Origin of the sequence: uncultured Bacillus sp. (genome assembly GCF_958411575.1) — a bacterium.
Lineage (GTDB): Bacteria > Bacillota > Bacilli > Bacillales > Bacillaceae > Bacillus > Bacillus spizizenii.
This window is the reverse complement of sequence record NZ_CATYRA010000005.1, coordinates 70772-94818: the sequence shown is the minus strand read 5'-3', so window position 1 is coordinate 94818 and position 24047 is coordinate 70772. Positions and strand designations below refer to the sequence as shown.

Sequence of the window (24047 nt, the reverse complement as noted above, 5' to 3'; positions counted from 1 at the left end):
ACAGACACAGACAGCCTCCCGCTCACATACATTTACATATAGGCTTTTGCCTACATACTTTTGTGGAGGTGACGATGGTGACAGGTGTTTTCGCAGCGCTCGGCTTTGTTGTTAAAGAGCTTGTCTTTTTAGTATCTTACGTGAAAAACAATGCCTTTCCACAACCGCTCTCAAGCAGCGAGGAAAAAAAATACTTAGAGCTCATGGCTAAAGGGGATGAACATGCCAGAAACATGCTAATTGAGCATAATCTTCGCTTGGTCGCCCATATTGTGAAAAAGTTCGAAAATACAGGTGAGGATGCAGAGGACTTAATCTCCATCGGAACAATCGGGCTGATCAAAGGAATTGAAAGCTATTCCGCCGGAAAAGGGACAAAGCTGGCGACGTATGCCGCGCGGTGTATTGAAAATGAAATTCTCATGCATTTGCGCGCACTGAAAAAGACAAAAAAAGACGTCTCCCTTCATGATCCGATCGGGCAGGATAAAGAAGGGAATGAAATAAGCCTGATTGATGTACTAAAATCAGAAAATGAAGATGTGATTGATACAATCCAGCTCAATATGGAGCTTGAAAAAGTGAAGCAATACATTGATATTTTAGATGACCGTGAGAAGGAAGTGATTGTCGGGCGGTTTGGGCTTGATTTGAAGAAGGAAAAAACGCAGCGAGAGATTGCCAAAGAACTCGGTATCTCGCGCAGCTATGTATCTCGGATTGAGAAACGGGCGCTGATGAAGATGTTCCATGAGTTCTACCGGGCGGAAAAGGAAAAGCGGAAGAAAGCGAAGGGGAAATGATGTGGAAGAGGCCGGATCTGACATTCCGGCTTTTCTCTATTATATATACATTTCTATATAGGCAGAATAGATGAGAAAGAGACATAGCAGTGATGAGAATCTTATTTCAACTTGCTGGCATAATGCGGCATCACCACTGGCTCAACGATCTACTTCCGAGAAAGACGGTGGATCGTAGCAGATGGCCTGACTTATAAGCCCTTTGCTTGCATCCTCCCTTAAGCGGTTATAATCTAGACGTTCAAGCAACTCACCAGAAAACCCTTCATCAGCATACTTCAGCACACCCTTAGTCCCTGCGTTCATTATGCATGCCTCGATCTGACTGTCGATGCTCGATCCCTTGATCGCTTGTTCCTCGGTTGATACCCTTACATATATTGCTATCACCCTGAATCTCCTTCCTATAAAGTTTTATTAAATAATGATAGCAATCGTTAATGCATTTGTCAGCTTGCGGTCACTCGATGATTATCACCTTCATAAAATGCATCACCCCTTGGGTAATGCTATGTAATAACTTTTTGTCCTAATGAAGTGATTTTCAATGAGTGTGAAAAAAGGAAGAACTAGTTACTGATCAGTAACTAGTTTTCATCTTAAAAATTTAAATGTTTGGTTTCACCATATTTTCCGGTTTAACCATCTCATCAAATTGTTCTTCCGTTAGCAATTTAAGTTGCACAGCAGCCTCTTTTAACGTCAAGCCTTCTTTATGAGCAAACTTAGCAATTTTTGCAGCATTTTCATATCCGATATAAGGATTCAATGCTGTAACAAGCATCAAAGATCCGGAAAGATTTTCTTTAATGGTTTTCTCATTAGGTTCAATACCAACCGCACAATGATCATGGAAAGATTTTATTCCATCACTCAGTAACTGCACGGATTGAAGGAAGTTATAGATAATAACTGGCTTAAATACATTTAGTTCAAAGTTGCCCTGACTTGAAGCAAAACCAATTGTTGCATCATTCCCCATAATTTGAGCCGCAATCATGGTAAGGGCTTCACATTGAGTAGGGTTGACTTTACCGGGCATAATGGAGCTACCAGGCTCATTTTCCGGGATTGAAATTTCCCCGATACCACAGCGAGGACCGCTTGAAAGCCACCTTACATCGTTCGCGATTTTCATTAAGTCAGCGGCTAATGCTTTCATAGCACCATGTACATACGTTATTTCATCATGACTAGTTAAGGCATGAAACTTATTAGGTGAACTTTTAAAATATTGGCCTGTAAACTTTGAGATCTCCTCTGAGACAACTTCTCCAAAATGTGGATGTGCATTAATGCCTGTCCCTACAGCCGTACCCCCGATAGCAAGTTCACGCATCTTATCAGTTGCTTCCAATAGCATTTCTTTCGAACGATCAATCATATATACCCAACCGCTAATTTCTTGTCCAAGGGTAAGAGGTGTAGCATCTTGTAGATGCGTACGACCTATTTTTACAATGTCATTGAATTTTTTTGCTTTTTCATCTAATGTGTTCCGAAGTAGATCAAGTGCTGGAACTAATTGTTCATAGATAGCTAATACACCTGCAACATGCATCGCTGTTGGGAAAGTGTCATTCGAACTTTGACTGCGGTTGACATCATCATTTGGATGTATGGTTTGTATAGAGCCTTTTTCTTTTAATAAAGCTGTTGCAAGGTTTGCTATCACTTCATTAACATTCATATTGCTTTGTGTACCGCTTCCCGTCTGCCAAACAACGAGCGGAAAATTGTCATCATAGTTGCCTTCAAGAATTTCATCACAAACTGCTGTAATAACCTCTGTTTTTTCGTTATCCAAATTACCTAGACGATTATTAGCAATAGCTGTACTGCGCTTCAATATAGCAAAAGCTTTAACAATACGGATAGGCATTTTTTCAGAACCTATCTTGAAGTTCTCTTTACTACGTTGTGTTTGCGCTCCCCAAAACTTATCAGCAGGCACCTTTATTTCTCCAAAAGTATCTTTTTCAATTCGATAGTTCATTAAAATAATCCTCCTTCTGAATACACAATTAGTTTAAAATTCATATATTTTTTCGATAAATTTATCATAACACTAATAAATTATGATGTATAATGCATAATAAATATGACTTTAATTCATTTATGTAATGATTTATAAAAAGGTGGATATTTTAATGGAATGGGAACAATTAGAGTACTTTCAAACTCTTGCTCGTATACAGCATGTAACGAAAGCTGCTGAAACGTTATCAATAACACAGCCAGCACTTTCTCGGTCTATTGTTAGATTAGAAAATTACTTAGGGGTTCCGCTTTTTGATAGACAAGGCCGGTCCATTACATTAAATAAATATGGGGAAAGATTCCTCAAGAGGGTCGATTCCATCATTAAAGAATTTACTGAAGGAAGGGAAGAAATTCAATCCCTTTTACAACCAGATCAAGGTGAAGTGTCTTTAGGCTTTTTACACACACTGGGTACAACTATCGTTCCAAATTTAATTGGAGCATTTAAAGATCAATACCCAAATGTTCATTTCCAACTAAACCAGTCTCACTCTAATCAGCTTTTAGATAAACTAAGATCAGGTGAACTAGATCTCTGCTTGCTTGCTTCTTTTCCAGTCGAATCAAATATAATGTGGAAACCCTTATGGAAGGAGGAGCTCTTTTTATTTTTGCCCAAACATCATGTGTTAGCTACTCGTCAGGAGATTACCTTAAACGAAATTGCTCATGAGCCTTTTGTTTTAATGAAAGAAGGTTTTGCTCTTCGAGTAACAATGGATCATATATTTGAACAGGTTAATATTACCCCAAACATTGTATTTGAAGGCGAAGAAGCTGCTACAATCGCAGGTTTTGTTGCAGCGGGTCTTGGCGTTTCAATTCTTCCTGATTTTAAAGGCTTAGACCAAACAAATATCGCAAAGGTTCGCATTAGTTGGCCAAGGTTCGAGCGCATAGTTGGTGTTTCCTGGATTGAAGGGAAGTATCTATCACCTGTCACTGAAAACTTCAAGCAATATATCATCAATCAGTTTCCTCAAATAGATTCGATATAGTGTATTAAGTTACTGTTGTTGAGGCCAAGTCATGGTGCTCCTAGATGGATTTAATAGCTCTAAAGAAAAAACAAACAAAGAAGATACCAATATGGCTTTGGTATCTCTTTATTAGTTCGTTGCCCTCAATAAAGTGGAAGTATATTGTCAGTTTCAGAAGCTTTCAAGCATCTGAAGTTATCCAATACACGCTCATTGCATCATTTTATAACTATTTTGAGCACAAAATGGGCACGATTTTTTCCTTCTAAGTAAAAAAGAAAGGTTCTTTTCTTCCTTAAGTCCCTAACTTGATCTCCACTATTATGAAACCAACATTTGAAGCTCTGTCTGTATCTACAAAGTGAGTAAATATTAAGATGCTACTTAATACCATTACTGTCAAATGGAATTAGACTAATCATCATCAATGATAGCTGAGTCATTGCAGATAACTTGCTTATGAGTCCTTTACTTGCATCCCCCCTTAAGCGGTTATAATCTGGACGTTCAAGCAACTCACCAGAAAACCCTTCATCAACATACTTCAGCACATCCTTAGTCCCTGCGTTCTTTATGCATGCCTCGATCTGGCTGTCGATGCTCGATCCCTTGATCGCTTGTTCCTCGGTCGATACCCTTACATATATTGCTATCACCCTGGATCTCCTTCCTATAAAGTTTTATTAAATAATGATAGCAATCGTTAATGCATTTGTCAGCTTGCGGTCACTCGATGATTATCACCTTCATAAAATGCATCACCCCTTGGGTAATGCTATGTAATAACTTTTTGTCCTAATGAAGTGATTTTCAATGAGTGTAAAAAAGCAGTAAAAAAACTAACGGTTTTTCACTACACTCAATAGGTCCTCACATGGTAAATCCTCATAGCATTTCCATTTCCCTCTCTTATGTCTCTTAAATTTTCACAGACAGATAAAAGGTTCAAAAATTTAACTTAACAAGGTGATTACATCGGCAGAAATTTTAGGATATATTATACATATGAGTAAGAGGAAAAGGTTTTCCAGTACGAAAATTTCATTTTGGGCTTGCTGGGTACACTAGGTATCATTTTATTAGCAGGTGTAGAATAGGGGAAGATGCATAAATGAAAAATATTTTTAATCAATTGCATTTAGAGGAAATTTTAAATCGTATTGACAAATTAAGCCCTATTTCCAAGCCCCAATGGGGTAAAATGGATGTTTCCCAAATGTTAGCACATTGCTCATCCTTTCAAGACATTGCAATGGGACTTTCTTTTCCAGCGAGAGGTTGGTTAGGAATATTAATAGGAAACTTTGTGAAACCAATTTTTTATAATGACAAGCCATTAGCCCAAAATATGTCCACGATTCCTGATATTTTGATTGTAGATGAAAAAGAATTTGAAACAGAGAAGGAAATACTGAAACAAAAAATTATAACTTTCCAAAATAATGGTCCAGAGAAGTGTACGACTCATCCACATCCTTTTTTCGGTAAACTGACTTCTGAGCAATGGGGAAAAGGGATATACAAGCACCTTGACCATCATTTAAAACAATTTGGAGTTTAGTAAGATTTTAGAAATATAAATAATGATGACCAAACAGAAAAGTAACGAAAAGATTTAACTGCTTAGAAATAAAAAATCATTCTATTGTTAAAAATACAATTCTTTCTTCAACTTAAGAGTAATCCCTGCTTTCTTTATACAGATTTCGCTCTAGCTTTCGTTACTTTATCACTTGTTCCTTGGTCGATACCCTTACATATATTGATATCACCCCAGATCTCCTTCCTATAAAGATTTATTAAATAATGATAGCAATCGTTAATGCATTTGTCAGCTTGCGGTCCCTCGATGATTATTACCTTCATAAAATGCATCACCCCTTGGGTAATGCTATGTAATAACTGTTTGTCCTAATGAGGTGATTTTCAATGAGTATGAAAACAGATAAAAAACCGATGGTTTGAAACCATCGGTTTTCTACAACACTAGGCCCTCAACATAGTAAATCCATATCATTGGTTATGAAAGCTTGTTTTCATTACACTCTTTATACTCATTTGCCATTAATTCTATACGTTTATATCAATTATGGTTAAAAAATGGTGAGCAAAAAACACCCTCTAGTGTTTGAACTAATATACCGCCAAATAGTCCGAGTTATAAGTAAATGTTTTTAACTATTGAAAAGGGAATTCCACTAAATATTCCGAAGACCCTATTATTTAATTAAAGTCTTGCATTAAAGTATCAACCACTTCTTTTACAGTTCTGATTTCTTTAATTGGCGTAATTCCAGTACCCACAGAAATATAGCCCTCATCTGTATTGCCTTCTAGCATGCCGATACGCATACCAATTGATCCACGCATCATTTTTGCTATTTCTTCACGACTAACACCTTGTTTATCCATTTCTACTAGTTTATTCGCAAATTTAGTAGGTAAAGAACGATAGTATGCTGGTAAAGTACGGAACATTAGTAAATCTTCTGCTGTAGCATCTACAATCATTTGTTTCACGTTTTCTGCTGCTGGATTTTCTTTTGTTGGAATAAAGACACTACCAGCAAACACACCTTCAGCGCCTAAAGCAAATGCGGCACGCACTCCTCTAACATCTCCAATACCACCAGCTGCCATTACAGGGGTATTTATAGCATCTACAATCATTGGAACAATCGAAAATGTTCCAATAACTCGTTCTGGAACCGTACCACCTTCATCAAATCCAGTCGCTACATAAACATCTATTCCAAATTCTTCTGCAGCTTTTGCATTTTCAATAGTAGGAGTAAGTGGTCTATAAACAATTTTAATATCGTTTTCTTTTAATGGTTTAAAGATTCTTTCATCCAGTATATCGTTCACAATAACAACAGGAACTTTCTCGTCAATAACTGTTTCTAAAATTGGCCATGTGTAAGCTAAATCACGATTTACGATTACAGGTACTCCAAATGGCTTATTCGTTAATGATTTTGTTTTTTGTATTTCAGTTCTCATTCTTTCCGCACTTATTTCGGGTGAACGAGTTATATCAACCTGACCGGCATTTGGACCTAGAAATCCTAATCCACCAGCATTGCTTACCGCCGCAACAAATTCGGCATTAGTAACCCAAGACATCGGGCCCTGTATAATCGGCTTTTCTATATTTAATATTTTGCATATTCTATTATTCATTATTGAATCCTCCTGCTTAGATTATTTTCAACCTTCACTTGGTTTAAAGAAATACTTAGTTTACTAAATATTTATTTAGGGTGCTAAATATATATTTGAGAGAAAACTTAGGATAAGTTTTTCTCCATACGCTTTATTAAATCCCTTAATATTAAGCGTTCTTCGGCTGAAATTGACTGTAGTAATTTTTCTTGGTGTTCATTCCATTTAACTCTAACGGGTTCTTCTAATTCTTTGCCTTTGTCCGTTAGATAAATTCGCATAACCCTTGCATCTTCTTCATCACGTTTACGGTATATGAAACCATTCTGCTCTAGCGATTTAACCATATTTGTTACCGTAGGCGGTTCGCATTTTAAATGTTCACATAGCTGCATTTGTGTTATTCCATCACCTAACCACAAACGCGAGAGTAAATTATCTTGGCCGACATAAAGATTGAGTTCTCTAAGGCTCTCACTATAATTCCGACGCATTTGGGAAGAAACTTTATCCAAGGACATACGAATATCACAGTCCACACTAACCTTCAAAGATGAACCTCCTCTAGCCAAAAAATTTAGCGGGCTAAATATATCATGGTTGTGTTTTAGTTGTCAATTTTTCTACATTGATTGCTCTTCCTCAGCTAACCTGCTCCGTTTGTGACATAAGAACGGTATATCTTTCTTTTAGAACTAAAACGATGCGATTGTTGAACAAAAAGTATAAAGAGTGAAACATATTATTCATGTATAACATGTTTCACTCCTTATTTTATATGACTTTTTACAATTTAGGTCTTGATAAACAACGAGACGAATAACGATAAGGCAAAAATTAAAAGATACCAATATGGTTTTGTACCTTCTTTAAATCGAGTCTCTCAACATAGTAAATCCATATCACTGGTTATGAAAACTTATTTTCATTACACTCCTTATATTCAGTTACTATTAATTCTATACGTTTATATCAATTATGGTTAAAAAATGGTGAGCCAAATCAATAAACATCTGTCAAAGAAGAATTTAATTTAAAAGCGAAATAAAAAGCTGCATACTCAGGAAAAAGAACCTTTGGCGAAAAAAGAAAGAAGCAAACATATTTATGTGAATTTGTGGCATACATGATATACAAAAGGTGCGCTCTAACTGAGTGCACCTTTTGTTTTTATGCATTGTATATTTCTCTGTTTAGATTCACAACATCCTCGTGTGAAAATTCAACATCCTTTTTCTCTGCAAATATTTCCATCACTTTGTCGCGTAGTAATGGTGCTTTTTCTTTATTCGCCTTTTTCAACGCTTTCGTGAGTTCATCTTTTGTTAGCTCTGTACAGTAAGCAGGAGTTCCTGGCTGCTGTCTCCAAGAGTCACTTAAAAAACCACTGTCTACTGCATCGAAGCCTAACTCGGACACTACGTCCATGACTACTTGTTTTTGTGATGCGTCATCACCAGCAACTGCCATCGCGATTCGTTCACTAGAATCTACGAATGTTCCTTTATTTTCTAAAGTATAGGCTAATAAGTTGTTGAATGCTTTAAAGACAGGTCTGCCTAATTGATTTGAAACCCAAACACTTTCAACCATTCCGTTCTCGATTTCTTCAATTTTGTCGTCTCTAAAAGGATAATAATTTGCAGTATCTACAATGATTACTTTCTCTCCGACTTGATCGATAATGTTCCGAATGCTTGGCATTGCTTTTGTAGGAAGAGATATTATAAGAACATCAATATTTTTAATTGCATCCTCTACGCGCACCGGTGTTCCAGCAAGCTCTTTTCCTTCTAAATATTCAATTCCCCTTGCATCTGAAATTTTGACATCATGCCCATTCATAACTAATTTTTTAGAAATAATTGAGCCAATTGATCCTGCACCTATAATTCCGAATTTCACTATTTTCCCTCCTAAAGGATTTGTATATAAAAGAATAATTCTGCTTAAAGTTACACAATTAAATGTTTACCAAATCGCAAACATATGATCATTAGATATGAAAAACGAATTGAATATTTCTTTTACATATACTAGAATAAAATCATTTCTCATCTTTTTAAAGTGGGCAATTAAAATTGCCGTAGTACATTTTTTTGTACTTAACAGTAGAAAGCAGGTGAAAAGGTGTCTAGAATATGTAAGGATGGATTTGACAAAGAGTGTATAAAGGAACAAAGAGAAGTATATGGTATTGCCTATACCCAAAATATGCTTTCAGGACGCTGGAAGTATATTATTCTTTGGTTTTTAAAAACAAAAGAACGTCGTTATAGCGAAATTAAAGCTTTTTTATGGGACATTTCACAAGGTTCTCTTACAAAGCAGTTGAGAGAACTAGAAACAGATGGATTAATTAAGCGAGAGGTTTTTCCTGAGGTTCCTCCTCGTGTAGAGTATTCACTAACCTCAAAAGGGAAAGAATTCATTCCTATAATTGATTTGATGGAAGAGTTCGGGAAGAAGTTTGGGGAGCAGGTAGACTAATTTTACGATAAGAGTCTATGAAGAAATGCATTAAAATAACGGGACAAGAGTTAAAAGATCAAAAGCTGTCTAATATGGCAGCTTTTTTTACTAACTAAGCAGGTTAATACAACAAGATCTTCCTTTTTTCGGGACATTTGCTGGATTAATAATCTTTTGTTTGTTCCATTTACATTCTTTTTCAAATCCGTCTTTACAAAATCTAGCTATCTTTTCACCTGCTTTTTGCTATTAAGTACAAAAAAATGTACTACGGCAATTTAAATTGCCCTCTTCATAAATTAGAATGATGACTTTATCATATTGTATACAAGTTACACTATTTTTTTACAAATAACCCTATCCAACTTAATCAGTTTGAATCTAATATGCAAGAAAGGAAGAATGTCAATATGAATAATACAATTGAATTACTTAGTAATCATACATCCATACGTTCTTTTACAAATCAACCACTGACAGAGGAGCAACGAGAAGCAATCTTTAAGGCAGCTAATCAAACTTCATCTTTCAGCCTTCTCCAGGCCGTTTCTATCATTAGAATTACAGATCCAGATCTTCGAAAAAAAGTGATGGAACTTTCTGCGAATCAGCCTTATATTGAAGAGGCAGCAGAGTTTTGGATTTTTTGTGCCGATTTTAACCGAAATCATCAAATTGCGCCCAATGTAGACCTTGAGTATATTGAATACCTTTTAATAGGTACATTTGATGCTGGGCTAATGGCTCAAAATGCTTTGACTGCAGCCGAATCAATGGGACTCGGTGGTGTATATATCGGTGGAATAAGACTTCATATTACAGAATTAACTGAGGTATTACATTTACCAAAGCATGTGATTCCTTTAGTTGGACTATGCATAGGCCATCCTGCTGGAGAGAAACCCGGACTAAAACCACGTTTGCCTCAATCAATGGTCATGTTTGATAATCAGTACCAGCCACTAGACGAAGAAACTTTAGCAACCTATGATCAACAGATGCGTGAGTATTACCAGAATCGTCCTGTTAAAGCGCCTTTCACAGTGAAAAAAGTAAAGGGATGGAAAGATCATATTGAGGATCATCTGGAAAGAAGCAAACTCCCCTTCATGCTTGAGTATTTAAATAAACAGGGATTTGCTAAAAAATAAATTGGATATTTCTGCAATCCACCCAAATGAGGAAGCGTTTTGACGCTCTTCCTCTTTATGCACCAACTCGATCTGCGGCAATTTTGAAACCACCATTTGAAGCACTGTCTTCATCTACGAAGTGAATTTTTTAATGAGCTAATCCCCAAAACCACTTAGCTCGTAGTGCAATAATCTATTATTATATTTCATTGATAGAAGTCGCATCTGTATGCGACTTCTTGATTTGGACTATACATTATATAAATTCAGGTTCTCTTTACGATCTTTCCCTGGAGGCTTTCCGAACATCTTTCTATACTCTCTATTAAAATAAGAAGGGCTTTCATAACCAACTTGAAAGGCAGCGTCAGCAACCCTCATATCTTTCCCGATAATCAACCGTCTTGCTTCATGAAGACGTAAAGCTCTCTGGTATTGGATCGGAGTCATGGTTGTAACTTGTTTAAAATGGTGATATAAAGCTGATGGGCTAAGGTTTACTTTTTTAGCTAGTCCATCTATCTTTATTTCATGAGAAAAATTATTTCTTAAATAATCCAGAGCAACAGCCACTTCAGATAATTTACTCCCCTTGGCAACAAGGTTTTTTACTGTGTGACCAAGCTTTCCCTGCATAATGCGGTATAGAATTTCCTTAATGATTAAAGGTGCAAGTATTTCTGTATCTTCAGGGGTATGAAGTAGTTTCACGAGTCGGATAAGTGCATCCAGAATGACCTCATCTGTCTGATCAACAAATATTCCTCGCCCTGTAACATTATGATTAGTGCTATGTTGCTTATACTCTTTTGAGACCTCTGCAATTTGCATTAAGTTAAAATTCAATCGAAGACATAAATAAGGTTCCATCTCACTTGCTTTTAAAATTTCCCCGATAACTGGCAGATCGACTGCCACGACTAAGTATTCCCCTTTTCCGTAAAAAAAGTCTTCTCCAATCATAGAAATCACTTTTCTTCCTTGCAGAACAATACACAAAGCAGGTTCATGCATAGTATGTACAGGCACCAGCGGCTTGGCAGATCGAATAAATTCCACCCCAGAGATTGATGTTACGTTCGTACCCTCCTTGGCTGCAAAGGATGACACAAGATTAGTAAGCTCCTCTTCTTTCGATTGCAATTGTTCTTCCAGAGACATGAAATCCCTCCTTTTATAAGGCTTATCGACTCTTGGAGGATAAGGCAAGAATTAAAGAGATACCTTCTACCACTCTATGCTATCTTTCCCTGATACTAATAGTAGAACAGGAAAGGAGTTGATGATGTATGAAAAAAACCACTCATTCTTATGCTGGACTTTGGGTTACCAAAGATCGGTATATCAGGCATGAACTACTGTCCGATGGACGCTATGTTGAAGCTCGCGGCAATGTCGAATGTGCATATATAGGCAATTACCAAATTACAGGTGACCACATTGAATATCAAGATGATACAGGATTCACAGCTGATGGAGATTTTATAAACGGAATTCTATATCACGCAGGGATGGTACTGCATCGTGAAAGAAGCTAAAGATTCCTTAAAGAAAAATTACTTAAAAGAGGATGATACAAAGATGAGTAAAAAGAATAAAGTTGTTCTTGTCACTGGTGGAAGCAGCGGTATTGGAGCAGCAACTGTTGATTTATTAGCTGAGAATGGAGCTACGGTAATAGCAGCAGCGCGGAGAACAGATAAGTTAGAAACACTCGTATCCACTCTTCTCCAAAAAGGATATAGTGCAGATTATAAGCAACTGGATGTCACAGACTTTGAACAAATGCAGCATATCGTCCAAGAAATTATAGAAGCATACGGAAAAATCGATGTCATTGTAAATAATGCGGGTGTAATGCCATTATCTAAATTGGAATCTCTGAAAATCGCTGAATGGAATCGTATGATCGATGTAAATATCCGTGGAGTCCTGCATGGTATTGGAGCAGTTTTGCCTATAATGAAAGAGCAGAATAGCGGACATATCGTCAATATAGCTTCCATAGGCGCATATGAGGTTACCCCCACTGCAGCAGTTTATTGCGCAACCAAGTATGCCGTCCGTGCCATCACAGAAGGCTTACGACAGGAAGCAACGAATAATATTCGAACAACTGTAATTGCACCGGGCGTAACGGAATCAGAACTAGCCGATCATATTACCGATAAACAGGCGAGTGAGGCTATGATCGAATACCGAAGACAAGCGCTTCCTGCTTCTGCTATTGCACATGCAATTTTTTATGCAATCTCGCAGCCAGTAGAGATCGATGTAAGTGAATTAATTGTAAGACCTACTCTATCACTATAAAAGAAGTCTAGTGATGTATCAGAAGTAGAGTCATAAGAAGATGTAAGAAATAAAACTAATATTAATACTAATGAGAAACTGAGTTAGGTAGGGCCGAGAAATTGAACTCGGCCTTTCAGTTTATAGCATTATGGTAATGGAACTACACTGTGTTCGGGTAACTAAGAGGGTGGTTATGCTGACTACAGCAAGTATGGCGAAGAGGAGTGCCATTCATTACCTAGCGTGCCAATTTCCTGCGTAGCATATACAAAGAGGTAAAGCCCGGATATCATATGAATAAAGACCACTGTGGTAACCTCTCAAAAGAGACTATTGATGATATGACAGGGCCGAAGAAGTATCAATGGCATTAATGAACAGTCTATAAGTACATACATAATAAACAAACAGGAACTCTACTAAGTTCCTGTTTGTTTAACTTATCGAAATCACTTAGCGTTTAATCTAAAACTGATAACTCACCTCCAAACAACTTTTCCACTTTATGGTTATATGTCCCCGTTTGGCTTTTATTTTTTTATCAATAACCTTAACAATAGTGTTCATAGCATCTTCCACCAATTTTTTGAAAGAAAAATGCATCGCGACTTTTTAAAAAGTAACGATTTTAAACATCGCAATTTTTTTACAAACATGGTGAGTATCTAGTAAATTAAACGCTGAAAGTCTCCATACTCACCCCAACATGCTTATAAATCCGTGGATGCATACTATCAAGAAAAAATAAGGAGAGTGTAGTATGAGTATCGAAATAAAAGCAGTAACTGATGAGAATCGTGCTGCAATTCTTGCTCTACATGTCAGCGAGAAACAAATATCATATATTGAATCAACAAAAGTATGTTTAGAGGATGCAAAAGAATGTCACTATTATAAACCTGTCGGGCTTTACTATGAAGGAGATTTAGTAGGTTTTGCAATGTATGGATTGTTCCCCGAGTATGATGAAGATAATTTAGATGGGAGAGTTTGGCTTGACCGATTCTTTATTGACGAACACTACCAGGGAAAAGGTTTAGGAAAGAAAATGCTTAAAGCTCTCATTCAGCACCTTGCTGGGCTATATAAATGTAAGAAGATTTATTTAAGTATATTTGAAAATAATATTCATGCTCTACGGCTTTATCAAACGTTTGGTTTTCAATTTAATGAGGAACTTGATTTTAATGGCGAGAAGGTAATGGTAAAAGAACTATAGGTTCTTAAATGGTTTACCATAACGCCATTTTAAAACTAGGCACATTTACTGCCCAAATAAAAAAAGGAAGGTTTAGTCCCTTCCTTTTTATGCACCGACTCGATCTGCGCAATGTTAAAACTGCCATTTGAAGAGCAGTCTTCATCGACAAAATGATCAAATATTATGATACTACTTAACACCATTACAAGTAGTATTTGGCTGATCTTCATTTTCAACTTGAATTAGGATTTTAGCTAGTTGATTTTCAACTTGGTCAACTACCATCGCATCCAGCATATATTCCTCATATGCATTTTCGCCAATTTGCATTCCATTTTTTTTAATGAATTCAATGATTCTGCTGTAGGCATCCTCAATGTCTCCACCTATTTCATATCCAACTGCGTACAGACCTTCTGGCCGTACATAATAATCTATATTCTCTACCCCTTCCTTTACTTTTACATAAAAGTAACTGTAATTATAAAAGTCTTTTTCTAAGATTTGTTCCCGCGCAAATATCCCTCCAATTGGATATCCCTCATCTAATTTATATTGTTGAACCTCATTTATTAATTCTGAAATCGCAGCTGCATACTTTCGTTCCGTTAAGTTTAATGTTTTCCGGCTCAACATGAATTTTTCTTCTTTTAAGTATGCAAAAGAAACGGAGGAAAAATCGGTTTCTAGCGCTTGTTCAGTAAGCGCTACTTTTGTTTGTATGATCGTTTGTATTTGTTTAAGCTCATTTATTTTTTTATCAATCTCAACAGACTTTTCTTTAAGAAGTTGCATGATCTTGTCTGGTGTTTTGCCTTTTAATAGAAACTTTATTTCTTTTAAGGGAACGCCAACCTCTTTAAATAAGCTGATAACTTGAAAAAGCTCAAATTGATGATAGGAATAAAATCGATATCCATTTTCATTTTTAATTTCCGGAGAAAACAGACCAATATCGTCATAATGAAATAAGGTTTGTTTTTTTACATGGCAGAGTTTTGCAAACTCACCCGTTGTAAAATACTTTTTTAAATCTTCGCTCATAAAAACCTCCTTGACTATATGGTAACCGTATACCTTATGATTTGATTGTACTTGAAGAAGCTACACTCTACAAAGAGAAAGAATGGATAATAACGTTCTTACATTCAGTCAGGAAGGAAGTTTTTAGATGAAAAAATCAATAAAAGAACAAAAAACGATATTCATTATACTATTAAGTAACATTTTCATAGCATTTCTCGGCATAGGTTTGATTATCCCAATTATGCCGTCTTTTATGAAAATCATGAATCTGTCTGGTAGCACTATGGGATATCTTGTTGCTGCTTTCGCCATTTCCCAGTTAATTACTTCTCCTTTTGCGGGAATATGGGTTGATCGTTTCGGGAGAAAAAAAATGATTGTTCTTGGATTGCTTGTATTCAGTATATCTGAGTTAATTTTCGGATTAGGGACCCATGTTTCAATATTTTATTTATCGAGAATATTGGGGGGCATAAGCGCTGCCTTCATAATGCCTGGGGTAACAGCATATGTAGCCGATATTACAACCCAGCAAGAAAAGTCGAAAGCTATGGGGTATGTTTCTGCAGCAATTAGTACTGGATTTATTATTGGCCCAGGGGCAGGAGGCTTTATTGCAAGCTACGGTATTCGTATGCCATTTTTCTTCGCTTCCGCTTTAGCATTAATAGCCGCTGCAGCTTCCAGTTTTCTGTTAAAAGAATCATTGTCAAAAGAAGCACGTGAAAAACTTTCGTCCCAAACAAAGGAATCGAGTTTCTTTAAAGACTTGAAAAGATCAATTCACCCTGTCTATTTTATTGCATTTTTAATTGTCTTTGTATTGGCTTTCGGCTTGTCTGCCTATGAAACAGTGTTCAGCCTATTTTCTGATCATAAATTTGGTTTCACACCAAAAAATATTGCGACTATTATTACGATCAGCTCGATTGTGGCTGTAATTATTCAAATCCTATTATTCGACAAATTGATCAATAAGCTTGGAGAGAAAAAGATGATTCAGCTTTGCTTGATCATTGGTGCGGTCTTAGCCTTCGCGTCTACTGTTATGTCGGGATTTTTAGCTGTTTTGCTAGTAACATGTTTTATTTTTCTAGCATTTGATTTGTTGCGTCCAGCTTTAACTACTTTTTTGTCTAAAGTTGCCGGCGATCAGCAGGGTTTCGTAGCAGGCATGAACTCTACTTACACTAGCTTAGGAAATATTTTTGGTCCAGCTCTCGGCGGTATACTATTTGATCTAAACATCCATATTCCTTTCCTTTTTGCTGGTGTAATGATGATGGTCGGTGTAGGTATTACATTAGTATGGAAAGTAAAATGGGATGAAGTTTCAACCATGAATTAAATGCTGTTAGAAAAAAAATTCTGACTTAGATTACATGTTGCAGTAACTGGAGGGTTTATATGTATGAACAATGTCCGAAACTTTCTTACTATAGGAAACTTTATTTGCGGTCTTCTGGGTTTACTTTTTGCTATCCCATGAAATGTATGCAGGAGTAGTCTTTATTCTTTTGGGATTATTTCTTAATTTTATTGGCGGATTATCACCGCAAAAGCTGGGTGCTGTTTCAGATATAGCAAAGGAAATGGACTCATTTGCTGAACTGGTTACGTTTTGCATTGCTCCCTCTATACTTGCTTATATTGTATCATTAAACACTTTGCCCTATATCGGAGTATTGTGTTCACTGGCTTTTAGTATATGCGGGGTGCTTCGTCTCTCTAGAATTAATGTTGAACAAAATAAGCTTACACTGTTTACCGGAATGCCGATTCCTTTCGCAGCAATGTACCTTATCATATTAAGCTTTATGAACCATATGGTATTATTGGCGATTGGAACATGTGGACTTTCTTATTTAATGGTCAGTAAAATAAATTTTCCTCATTATAGAAGATATGCCGCTGAAATTGTTGAACAGATGAGGCAGAAAAGATGGAGTTAGTTCAACAATTTTTCAATTACGGATATATTGCCATTTTTTTAATGCTCGTTCTTGGAATTGTTGGATTGCCGATACCCGATGAAGTCATGATGACAATCGTCGGGCACTTTACGAATATTGGTGTCTTTCATTACGAGGTTGCAATTTTAGTTAGTTTTGTCGGAGCGTTGTTAGGTATGTTCATTAGTTACATGATTGGAAGAAAAGCCGGACATTTTTTTATAAATAAGTATGGAAAGTGGATTGGATTGAAAAAAAGAGAATGATGAAAGTTGAACATTTTTTTCAAAAATATGGACCATATTCTCTTATTTTAGGTTACTTCATTCCCGGAGTCAGGCATATAACTTGTTATTTTTCTGGGATCAGTAAAATGAATGTAAACACATATCTTTTATTTGCGGCTATCGGTGCATTTTTATGGTGCTTCACTTTTATTACCATAGGAAGGGTTATTGGGATTATTCAATTATGATCTAAAAATAGAAAGAGATTCTAAAAAGGGTATCTCTTTTAACATACTTTTTTTGCTTTCATTTCCCCTGTATTAGTATAGCACAGGGGTTTTTTAGATCCTGATAACAGGGCGTTTTGGGGCATAATTATTTTGCCCTTCAAAACTGAAAGGTATATAATAAATATACTTGTATGACAATTAATAATGAATTGAAAGGAGTGATTTTTATTACATTCAATCCTGTTTCCAATAAAAAATTATACATCCAAATTTATAATCAGATCCTTTCGGAAATTCAGTTAGGGTCTTTTAAAGTAGGAGATAAACTGCCTTCAGAAAGGGAACTATGTGCACAGTTTGGTGTTAGCCGCGCACCGGTTAGGCAGGCTCTGAGTGCATTGGAAATGAATGGTGTCATTTATTCCCGCCAGGGGGAAGGCGTGTTTGTTAAGAACACCACTATAACCAATGGGATTTCAGAATCCATGGAGTCAGCATCTCCGGAAGATATTGTGGAAGCCAGAATGCACATTGAGCCTTTAATTATAAAATTTGCTGCTTTGAGAGCGACTGACGAAGATATTCAGGAACTAAAACAGACGATTGAGAAAATGGAAGAAGAAACGCTTTCTGGTGTATACGTTCCTGAAACTGACGAACAATTACATATGGGAATTGCAAAAGCGTCACATAACGATTTATTTATTAGCTTCATGTCAGCCATTACGAATGCTATGAAAAAGCAGGAAATGTGGCGGTTTATCCGAGACCGGACCGTTACTCGTTCCGAATATCGGGAAGTGAATTTTCACGAGCATAAACTGATTATCGAAGCAATTGAAGACCGTAATGAAAAGGAAGCTGTGGAACGTATGACTGCCCACATGCAGAACTTATATGACCGATATTGGAAAAGCTAAGCTCTATTTTGAAAGTGTCCATATGAAGAAGCTTCTCTTTATTAAGATAGGTATGAAAAAATCAGGCGTATAGCAACAGGCTGACTCCCCGTTGTTATACGCCTTTGCTTTCTATTCTCTATGATTTTTTGATTCCAAGCACCCTTGACAAATTCCGTATAACACTTTAACACCTTCAGAACGATGAGCTGTATCGATCACTTCTTGACATACCTGGCATACAATCGTATCTTGTTGCACTTTTAATTCTTTTTCCATGATTATTGCCTCCAGTAGTTTTATTTTATGAATACCTTCATCAAGACAATTTTTAAAAACACATTGATATTTTCAGTTTAAAAACGTCCAAGCAACAATGGTCATTTTTCTATGAAAAGGTTCCCGTATCTTTGATTTTTTCCGATGCAGTCAATCACTGTGTTTAATGAAGTATCAAATCAATCGAGTATCTGTATACGGCAGGTCATGATCATCGGTACATGGAATGCCTGCTACCTTTACGCCCAACCGATACAATTTCTGCGCTCCCTTTAAAAACCCTTCCCCGCCTATAACCACAAGAGCATTTATGCCAGATTCCCATAAGACTGAACCGCCTTTCTTCTCCCTGCGTCCTCCATAAATTCTTGCAGGATCGTGCCGGCTTTATTCGAAATGTGTTCTACATCCGCAAGGGTCAAAGGATGAATCATTCCGTTGACTAAACCTTGATAACAGCTTCGAATCCCCATAATGTCTGCACCAGAGTGATTTTCGGCTTTGACCGCAGCCCGAATAGCTGTATTCATTTCCCATACCTTTTGAAAGGTCAGGAAAATTCCTTTTCTTTCAAAGATGACAGCCGTTATCGACTGTTTTTAGCTAGTTTTTTCTATACTGGATTTGTCTGTGTTATTTACGATAAGCGCTTTTCCTGTCTGTTTAACCAGGAAAACAATAATAAGAGAAGCAAGTATCATGCTGATGCCTAAGGAAATCATACTTATGTTGAAAGAACCTGTTATATCTTTAATGTAACCGACAATGTATGGCCCGAAAAATCCGCCAAGATTTCCGATACTATTGATTAATGCGATCGCCCCACCGGCTGCAGCTCCTGTTAAAAAAGAAGGCGGAATTGCCCAAAACGGAGAATAGGCACCAAAAGCTCCGCATAATGCAATTGTTAAAAATACAAATGCTAAGATAACACTTGAATTTGCTACATAGCTGCTAATGATCATGGCAACAGCACTAACAGTTAAACAAGCCGCTACATGCCAGCGCCTTTCGTTTTTCTTGTCAGAATGATTCCCAACCAAAATCATGACTACAATGGCGCAGGCATACATAAACCCTAATAGCCAGCCCATTCCCTGCGTGCTTAGAGAAATAGTTTCAGATAATCCTTGTGAGATTGTCGGCAAGAACATATTAATGCCGTAATATCCAACCATCCAGCAGAAATAGCTGGCAGATAGAATTAACACATCCCGATCTTTTAAAGCTTGAGCAAAGGTGTAGTGCTTTACCTGTTCTTTTTCGAATTTTTCTTTTGTTGTGATATGAATAAGCCACTGCTTTTCATCTTTATCAAGCCATTTTACATCTTCAATTTTGTCATCCAGGTAAAAGAATGCAATAACACCAAGAATAAGTGCTGGAATCGCTTCTATAATAAATAGCCACTGCCAGCCAGACATATCAAGCCAATCAATTCCTAAGAGAAATGTAGATAGTGGAGAACCTAATGCATTCGCACCGGGGATCGCCAGCATAAACCCAGCAATTGCTTTAGCATGATGTTTCGTTTGATAAAATCCGCTCAAATAAAAGACCATACAAGGATAAAAACTAGCTTCTGCTGCGCCTAATAAGAAACGCGCTGTATAAAACTGCCATGGTTCTTGCACAAAAGCCATTAATACCGCGATGATAGCCCAAGTAATCATAATCCGGCTGATCCATTTTCTCGCACCGATTTTTGTCATTATGGCACTTCCCGGAACTTCTAATAGGAAATAACCTAAAAAGAAGATTCCAGCCCCTAGTCCAAATACAGCATTTGAAAACCCTAGATCTTCATTCATCTGAAGTGCAGCAAATCCGATGTTCACGCGGTCTAAAATAGCGATAATAAAACATAAGGACAAAAATGGAATTAAACGCAGTGTTACTTTACGAGTAGTTGAACGCTCTAATGCTAGCTGATCCAATATGATTCCCCCTTAACCTTGTTTTGACCATGCCCCGTACTAAAGCTTAGAATTAAACCGATCACCAGTTTTCGGAAAATCTGATTGTTAAAAATTCTTTCTGTTTTTGTTAAGCGCTTACAAAATGTTTCTCATGAAGAATAATAGCTATCAGCATTCTATTTTTATAGAAGAGGGTCAGGCATGTTTAACATGCCCGCTCGCATAGATCCATTAGTCCATATGTGAACCGCCGTTAATATCGATTTCTTCCCCTGTGATGTAGGATGCTTCTTTAGTAGCCAAGAACGTAATTGCGGCTGCGATTTCTTTCGTTTCACCTGGACGCCCCATCGGAATACTGTCAATGACCTTTGCTGCATCTTCTTTAGGAAGGGACCTCCAAATGTCAGTATTGACAAGACCTGGTGCTACGCAATTTACAGTTATACCATCCTTCCCCACTTCCCGGGCGAGGTTTTTGGAAAAGCCTAATACAGCTGCTTTTGAAGCGGAATAATGAGCTCCGCCAAAAACGCCGCCGCCCCTTTTTGCAGACACAGAAGATAGGTTGATAATACGGCCATATTGCTGTTTTTTCATTGTTTCCAAGACTGATTGTGTGCACAAGAACAAACCAAACATATTGACGTTGAATACTTTTGTCATATCTTCCAGTGTCATGTCCTGAACCGTTACTTTTTGAGAAATTCCCGCATTATTCACTAAAATATCGATGCGGCCGAACGCTTCAAGCGTTTTAGCCACCATCTGGTCAATTGATTCTTTATTTGTAACATTAACTTCTACACCAATCGCTTTTCCTCCATTTTTCGTAATAGCTTCTACTGTGTCCTGAATGCCACCCTGATTGATATCTGCTACTATAATAGAAGCCCCCTGTTTGGCAAGAGTTAATGCAATGGTTCGACCGATTCCTTTTTCAGAACCACTTCCTGTCACTATAGCTACTTGATTATTTAATGTAAACATAGCGTACTCCTACTTTCATAGTTTATTATCTAAGCATTTCTTTCGCTGTTTTTATAATGTTTTCGATAGTAATGCCGTTGATTTCCAACAGCTTCTCATAAGGGGCTGATTCTCCAAACCGGTCTTGCACCCCGATTCGTTTGACTCGTCCCATCCCTTCTTCCGCTGCTACTTCACATACAGCACTTCCCAGTCCGTTCAGGATGTTGTGATCCTCTACAGTCACGATATTGCCGATATCCAGACACTCAACCACGGCTTCTCTATCCAAAGGCTTGATCGTATGCATATCTAAAAGTGTTGCAGAAATCCCCTGTTCTTCTAGCTTTTTGACCGCTTCTAAAGCAAGATATACTGTATCGCCATTCGCAATGATCGCAATATCTTTCCCGGTCTTTAATTTCTTGGCTTTTCCAATGATAAATTCTTCATTTTCATCGTAAATAACCGGCACCGCGTCTCTAGTAAAACGCAAATACATTGGACCATACGAGTTCGCTGCCTGTCTGATCAGTTTTCTTGTCGAGTGGTAGTCAGAACCCATGATCACAGTCATATTTGGGAATGACCTTAAAACACCCATATCTTCAATTGCCTGATGGCTGCCGCCATCGTTTCCTGGTGTTAATCCGCCGTGCGAGCAGGCAATCTTCACGTTCAAGTTTGGATAACATACCTCTTGTCGAATTTGTTCTGCCATGCGCAGCGAGCCGAAGACGGCGTAAGTGCTTACAAATGGGATTTTACCTGTTGTCGCCAGACCTGCTGCCAGGCCGGCACCATTCTGTTCCGCAATCCCGACGTTCACATGCTGATTAGGGAGCTGTTTTATGAATTTTCCTGTTTTGCATGATTTGCCGATATCGATATCTATTACGTAAATATTTTTATTTTCTTTTCCCAATTCAACGATTTCATCACCAAAAGCTTCCCGTGTCGCTTTTTTCGTGACTAATGCTTTTTCGGTTTGGCTCATGATCTTAAACCTCCTGCCAGTTCCTCTAATGCTTGTTCATATTCTTTCTCATTTGGTGCTACCCCGTGCCATGAGCAGATATTTTCCATGTAAGAAACACCCTTGCCTTTAATCGTGTCTGCTACAATGCATGTTGGCTTTCCATTTTTCGTTTTTGTTACTTTGTCTAATGTCTCTACAATTTCTTCCATCGAGTGTCCGTCAATTCGCTTGGTTTCAAAACCGAATACTTCGAACTTTTTCTCGATGTCTTGCAGTGGCATTACTTCATCACAGAATCCATCAATTTGCAGGCGGTTATTGTCGACAAAAACAATTAAGTTATCAAGGCTGTATTTTACTGCGGTTTGAACCGCTTCCCAAATTTGTCCTTCTTGGCATTCACCGTCGCCTACCATAGCGAATACCCGGTAATTTTTGTCGTCCCGTTTGCCTGCAAGCGCCATACCGACGCCACAGGAAAGCCCTTGGCCTAGTGAGCCAGTTGAAATATCGATCCCTGGGCATTTCTTCATATCAGGATGACCTTGGAAAGGCGAGCCGTACTGTCTTAATTTGTATACGTTTTCATATGGGACAAAGCCTCGCATCGCTAAGGCAGCGTATTGAATAGGTGCCACATGGCCTTTCGATAAGACAAAACGGTCCCGGTCTTCCCACTTAGGATTTTTTGGATCTATATTCATTTCTTTAAAATAAAGGGCAGTGATGATATCAGCAGCGGATAATGAACCTCCTGGATGCCCGGACTGCGCTTCGTATACCATGGTAATCGCTGTTTTCCTAAGCTCAATGGCTTTTTCTTTTAGTTCCGCAATACTTACTTCTTTCACTCCGATCACCTCAGTCATGATTTAAGATACAATCTTATATTCTTAGTTACTTGTTCACTTGTATTACAAGTAACTTATGAGAACACTATACAATTCTTGAAAGCGTTTGTCTACCGATTTTTGAAAATTTTAAATTTAATCAATTATGCTTTAAAGGCTTAGCTCATTTTCATATCCTCACCCTGGATCTCTTTCTATAAAGGAGTATTTGTCAGCTCGTGGCCCCTCGTTGATTTTTACCTTCAGCATGCACCACCTTTGATGTTATAGCTGTTTGTCCAAATGAGGTGAATTTCAATAAGTATGAAAACAAATTAAAAAAACACCGATAATTTGAAACCATCGATGTTTTCTCGAACATTTATTGTGCCCCTAGGCCTCAATACAGTGAAAGCTTATCATCTTTTACAATAGCCCGGCATTTCAAGCATGTGAAGTCATTCATTACACCCAATAGCATCATTTTGGCCGCTGCTTTTTAGAGTATAAATAAACAACTAAATTATTGGGGCCGTATGCACATGTCACTGATTTGCATGTCTGTTAGAATAACTAACCTTCTATTAAAGACGCATAACACACAGGAGATAACTAGGTTTTTCCTGTGTGTTGTTTTAAAATTAG

At 37.4% G+C, this 24047-nt stretch carries 23 protein-coding genes and 6 pseudogenes; 12 read left to right on the top strand and 17 right to left on the bottom strand.

Features of this window, described 5'->3' with window-relative positions; translation table 11 throughout:
- Positions 1–74 precede the first annotated feature (74 nt).
- Positions 75–803 carry an RNA polymerase sporulation sigma factor SigK gene (gene sigK / locus Q5C82_RS09875; protein WP_013308023.1) on the top strand — a complete coding sequence of 243 codons (729 nt, stop codon included), beginning with the start codon at positions 75–77 and terminating at the stop codon, positions 801–803.
- A 168-nt stretch (positions 804–971) separates the two neighbouring features.
- Here sigK and Q5C82_RS09870 read toward each other — a convergent pair.
- The 3 genes and pseudogenes from Q5C82_RS09870 to fumC form a co-directional block, all read right to left on the bottom strand.
- Positions 972–1151: pseudogene (locus Q5C82_RS09870) on the bottom strand (recombinase); the annotation flags it as partial.
- Positions 1109–1245, bottom strand: a pseudogene (locus Q5C82_RS09865) (hypothetical protein). The pseudogenes Q5C82_RS09865 and Q5C82_RS09870, both read right to left, overlap by 43 nt.
- Positions 1246–1410: 165 nt before the next feature.
- Complete coding sequence (gene fumC / locus Q5C82_RS09860; protein ID WP_003226090.1) at positions 1411–2799, bottom strand: class II fumarate hydratase; 1389 nt, start codon at positions 2797–2799, stop codon at positions 1411–1413.
- Positions 2800–2953: 154 nt separating this feature from the next.
- Here fumC and Q5C82_RS09855 point away from each other — a divergent pair, with 154 nt between their 5' ends.
- A complete protein-coding gene (locus Q5C82_RS09855; RefSeq protein ID WP_003226089.1) occupies positions 2954–3844 on the top strand; it encodes a LysR family transcriptional regulator in 891 nt (296 codons plus the stop codon).
- 431 nt (positions 3845–4275) lie between these two features.
- Here Q5C82_RS09855 and Q5C82_RS09850 read toward each other — a convergent pair.
- Together Q5C82_RS09850 and Q5C82_RS09845 are read right to left on the bottom strand one after the other, a co-directional pair.
- Positions 4276–4440: pseudogene (locus tag Q5C82_RS09850) on the bottom strand (recombinase family protein); the annotation flags it as partial.
- A pseudogene (locus tag Q5C82_RS09845) lies at positions 4398–4534 on the bottom strand (hypothetical protein). The pseudogenes Q5C82_RS09845 and Q5C82_RS09850, both read right to left, overlap by 43 nt.
- Positions 4535–4937: 403 nt before the next feature.
- Between Q5C82_RS09845 and Q5C82_RS09840 the strand changes: the two are divergent.
- Positions 4938–5387: a DUF1569 domain-containing protein gene (locus tag Q5C82_RS09840; protein WP_003226084.1), complete on the top strand. Its 450-nt coding sequence runs from the start codon at positions 4938–4940 to the stop codon at positions 5385–5387.
- 662 nt (positions 5388–6049) lie between these two features.
- On the opposite strand, the gene Q5C82_RS09835 is transcribed toward Q5C82_RS09840, so the two are convergent.
- From Q5C82_RS09835 to Q5C82_RS09825, 3 genes are all read right to left on the bottom strand, one after another.
- On the bottom strand, positions 6050–7009 hold the full coding sequence (locus tag Q5C82_RS09835; protein ID WP_003226079.1) for a nitronate monooxygenase family protein: 960 nt from the start codon (positions 7007–7009) through the stop codon (positions 6050–6052).
- Positions 7010–7116: 107 nt separating this feature from the next.
- Positions 7117–7542 (bottom strand): MarR family winged helix-turn-helix transcriptional regulator, encoded by a 426-nt coding sequence (locus Q5C82_RS09830; RefSeq protein WP_003226077.1) that lies wholly within the window; start codon positions 7540–7542, stop codon positions 7117–7119.
- A 619-nt stretch (positions 7543–8161) separates the two neighbouring features.
- On the bottom strand, positions 8162–8896 hold the full coding sequence (locus Q5C82_RS09825; RefSeq protein WP_003226074.1) for an NADPH-dependent F420 reductase: 735 nt from the start codon (positions 8894–8896) through the stop codon (positions 8162–8164).
- A gap of 225 nt (positions 8897–9121) precedes the next feature.
- Between Q5C82_RS09825 and Q5C82_RS09820 the strand changes: the two genes are divergently transcribed.
- Entirely contained in the window at positions 9122–9481 is a 360-nt protein-coding gene (locus Q5C82_RS09820) for a helix-turn-helix domain-containing protein (protein ID WP_003226073.1), read from the top strand.
- 392 nt (positions 9482–9873) lie between these two features.
- Positions 9874–10614, top strand: coding sequence for an oxygen-insensitive NADPH nitroreductase (nfsA, locus tag Q5C82_RS09815; RefSeq protein WP_003226071.1), 741 nt, complete (start codon positions 9874–9876; stop codon positions 10612–10614).
- 231 nt (positions 10615–10845) lie between these two features.
- Here the strand turns inward: nfsA and Q5C82_RS09810 are convergent, their stop codons facing one another.
- The gene (locus Q5C82_RS09810; RefSeq protein WP_003226069.1) at positions 10846–11757 is read right to left on the bottom strand and encodes an AraC family transcriptional regulator; all 912 of its coding nucleotides are present in this window, start codon (positions 11755–11757) and stop codon (positions 10846–10848) included.
- Between the two features lie 128 nt (positions 11758–11885).
- On the opposite strand from Q5C82_RS09810, the gene Q5C82_RS09805 reads away from it, so the two are divergent.
- The 3 genes from Q5C82_RS09805 (at position 11886) to Q5C82_RS09795 (ending at position 14110) form a co-directional block, all read left to right on the top strand.
- On the top strand, positions 11886–12134 hold the full coding sequence (locus Q5C82_RS09805) for an Atu4866 domain-containing protein (RefSeq protein ID WP_003226067.1): 249 nt from the start codon (positions 11886–11888) through the stop codon (positions 12132–12134).
- A gap of 43 nt (positions 12135–12177) precedes the next feature.
- Positions 12178–12909 (top strand): SDR family oxidoreductase, encoded by a 732-nt coding sequence (locus Q5C82_RS09800; RefSeq protein WP_032727410.1) that lies wholly within the window; start codon positions 12178–12180, stop codon positions 12907–12909.
- A 742-nt stretch (positions 12910–13651) separates the two neighbouring features.
- Positions 13652–14110 carry a GNAT family N-acetyltransferase gene (locus tag Q5C82_RS09795; RefSeq protein ID WP_003226061.1) on the top strand — a complete coding sequence of 153 codons (459 nt, stop codon included), beginning with the start codon at positions 13652–13654 and terminating at the stop codon, positions 14108–14110.
- Between the two features lie 171 nt (positions 14111–14281).
- On the opposite strand, the gene Q5C82_RS09790 is transcribed toward Q5C82_RS09795, so the two are convergent.
- Positions 14282–15136, bottom strand: a complete 855-nt coding sequence (locus Q5C82_RS09790; RefSeq protein ID WP_003226060.1) for a GyrI-like domain-containing protein — start codon at positions 15134–15136, stop codon at positions 14282–14284.
- A 127-nt stretch (positions 15137–15263) separates the two neighbouring features.
- On the opposite strand from Q5C82_RS09790, the gene Q5C82_RS09785 reads away from it, so the two are divergent.
- The 4 genes and pseudogenes from Q5C82_RS09785 to Q5C82_RS09770 all read left to right on the top strand — a co-directional run bounded on the left by Q5C82_RS09785 (position 15264) and on the right by Q5C82_RS09770 (position 18447).
- On the top strand, positions 15264–16466 hold the full coding sequence (locus tag Q5C82_RS09785) for an MFS transporter (RefSeq protein ID WP_003226058.1): 1203 nt from the start codon (positions 15264–15266) through the stop codon (positions 16464–16466).
- A 63-nt stretch (positions 16467–16529) separates the two neighbouring features.
- Positions 16530–17070 (top strand): annotated as a pseudogene (gene pssA / locus Q5C82_RS09780) (CDP-diacylglycerol--serine O-phosphatidyltransferase).
- Positions 17061–17545 (top strand): annotated as a pseudogene (locus tag Q5C82_RS09775) (DedA family protein). The pseudogenes pssA and Q5C82_RS09775 overlap by 10 nt, the downstream one beginning before the upstream one ends.
- A 173-nt stretch (positions 17546–17718) precedes the next feature.
- Entirely contained in the window at positions 17719–18447 is a 729-nt protein-coding gene (locus Q5C82_RS09770) for a FadR/GntR family transcriptional regulator (RefSeq protein ID WP_003226053.1), read from the top strand.
- Positions 18448–18558: 111 nt separating this feature from the next.
- On the opposite strand, the gene Q5C82_RS09765 is transcribed toward Q5C82_RS09770, so the two are convergent.
- From Q5C82_RS09765 to Q5C82_RS09740, 7 genes are all read right to left on the bottom strand, one after another.
- Positions 18559–18705, bottom strand: a complete 147-nt coding sequence (locus tag Q5C82_RS09765; protein ID WP_003226051.1) for a GapA-binding peptide SR1P — start codon at positions 18703–18705, stop codon at positions 18559–18561.
- 174 nt (positions 18706–18879) lie between these two features.
- Positions 18880–19005: a hypothetical protein gene (locus tag Q5C82_RS20505; protein ID WP_003226049.1), complete on the bottom strand. Its 126-nt coding sequence runs from the start codon at positions 19003–19005 to the stop codon at positions 18880–18882.
- An 8-nt stretch (positions 19006–19013) separates the two neighbouring features.
- Positions 19014–19235, bottom strand: a complete 222-nt coding sequence (locus Q5C82_RS09760; protein WP_003226047.1) for a 6-phosphofructokinase — start codon at positions 19233–19235, stop codon at positions 19014–19016.
- 69 nt (positions 19236–19304) lie between these two features.
- Positions 19305–20642, bottom strand: a complete 1338-nt coding sequence (locus tag Q5C82_RS09755; protein WP_003226045.1) for an MFS transporter — start codon at positions 20640–20642, stop codon at positions 19305–19307.
- Between the two features lie 213 nt (positions 20643–20855).
- On the bottom strand, positions 20856–21614 hold the full coding sequence (locus Q5C82_RS09750; protein ID WP_003226043.1) for an SDR family NAD(P)-dependent oxidoreductase: 759 nt from the start codon (positions 21612–21614) through the stop codon (positions 20856–20858).
- Between the two features lie 25 nt (positions 21615–21639).
- Positions 21640–22590 (bottom strand): transketolase family protein, encoded by a 951-nt coding sequence (locus Q5C82_RS09745; RefSeq protein WP_003226041.1) that lies wholly within the window; start codon positions 22588–22590, stop codon positions 21640–21642.
- A complete protein-coding gene (locus Q5C82_RS09740) occupies positions 22587–23423 on the bottom strand; it encodes a transketolase (protein WP_032727303.1) in 837 nt (278 codons plus the stop codon). Before Q5C82_RS09740 ends, Q5C82_RS09745 begins: the two co-directional genes overlap by 4 nt.
- Between the last annotated feature and the right edge of the window lie 624 nt (positions 23424–24047).

Excerpts from the sequence above, each read along its gene's own strand:
- sigK (WP_013308023.1), top strand. The coding sequence starts at position 75 with ATGGTGACAGGTGTTTTCGCAGCGCTCGGCTTTGTTGTTAAAGAGCTT.
- fumC (WP_003226090.1), bottom strand. The coding sequence starts at position 2,799 with ATGAACTATCGAATTGAAAAAGATACTTTTGGAGAAATAAAGGTGCCT.
- Q5C82_RS09855 (WP_003226089.1), top strand. The coding sequence starts at position 2,954 with ATGGAATGGGAACAATTAGAGTACTTTCAAACTCTTGCTCGTATACAG.
- Q5C82_RS09840 (WP_003226084.1), top strand. The coding sequence starts at position 4,938 with ATGAAAAATATTTTTAATCAATTGCATTTAGAGGAAATTTTAAATCGT.
- Q5C82_RS09835 (WP_003226079.1), bottom strand. The coding sequence starts at position 7,009 with ATGAATAATAGAATATGCAAAATATTAAATATAGAAAAGCCGATTATA.
- nfsA (WP_003226071.1), top strand. The coding sequence starts at position 9,874 with ATGAATAATACAATTGAATTACTTAGTAATCATACATCCATACGTTCT.
- Q5C82_RS09810 (WP_003226069.1), bottom strand. The coding sequence starts at position 11,757 with ATGTCTCTGGAAGAACAATTGCAATCGAAAGAAGAGGAGCTTACTAAT.
- Q5C82_RS09805 (WP_003226067.1), top strand. The coding sequence starts at position 11,886 with ATGAAAAAAACCACTCATTCTTATGCTGGACTTTGGGTTACCAAAGAT.
- Q5C82_RS09800 (WP_032727410.1), top strand. The coding sequence starts at position 12,178 with ATGAGTAAAAAGAATAAAGTTGTTCTTGTCACTGGTGGAAGCAGCGGT.
- Q5C82_RS09795 (WP_003226061.1), top strand. The coding sequence starts at position 13,652 with ATGAGTATCGAAATAAAAGCAGTAACTGATGAGAATCGTGCTGCAATT.
- Q5C82_RS09790 (WP_003226060.1), bottom strand. The coding sequence starts at position 15,136 with ATGAGCGAAGATTTAAAAAAGTATTTTACAACGGGTGAGTTTGCAAAA.
- Q5C82_RS09785 (WP_003226058.1), top strand. The coding sequence starts at position 15,264 with ATGAAAAAATCAATAAAAGAACAAAAAACGATATTCATTATACTATTA.
- Q5C82_RS09770 (WP_003226053.1), top strand. The coding sequence starts at position 17,719 with ATGACAATTAATAATGAATTGAAAGGAGTGATTTTTATTACATTCAAT.
- Q5C82_RS09765 (WP_003226051.1), bottom strand. The coding sequence starts at position 18,705 with ATGGAAAAAGAATTAAAAGTGCAACAAGATACGATTGTATGCCAGGTA.
- Q5C82_RS09760 (WP_003226047.1), bottom strand. The coding sequence starts at position 19,235 with ATGAATACAGCTATTCGGGCTGCGGTCAAAGCCGAAAATCACTCTGGT.
- Q5C82_RS09750 (WP_003226043.1), bottom strand. The coding sequence starts at position 21,614 with ATGTTTACATTAAATAATCAAGTAGCTATAGTGACAGGAAGTGGTTCT.
- Q5C82_RS09745 (WP_003226041.1), bottom strand. The coding sequence starts at position 22,590 with ATGAGCCAAACCGAAAAAGCATTAGTCACGAAAAAAGCGACACGGGAA.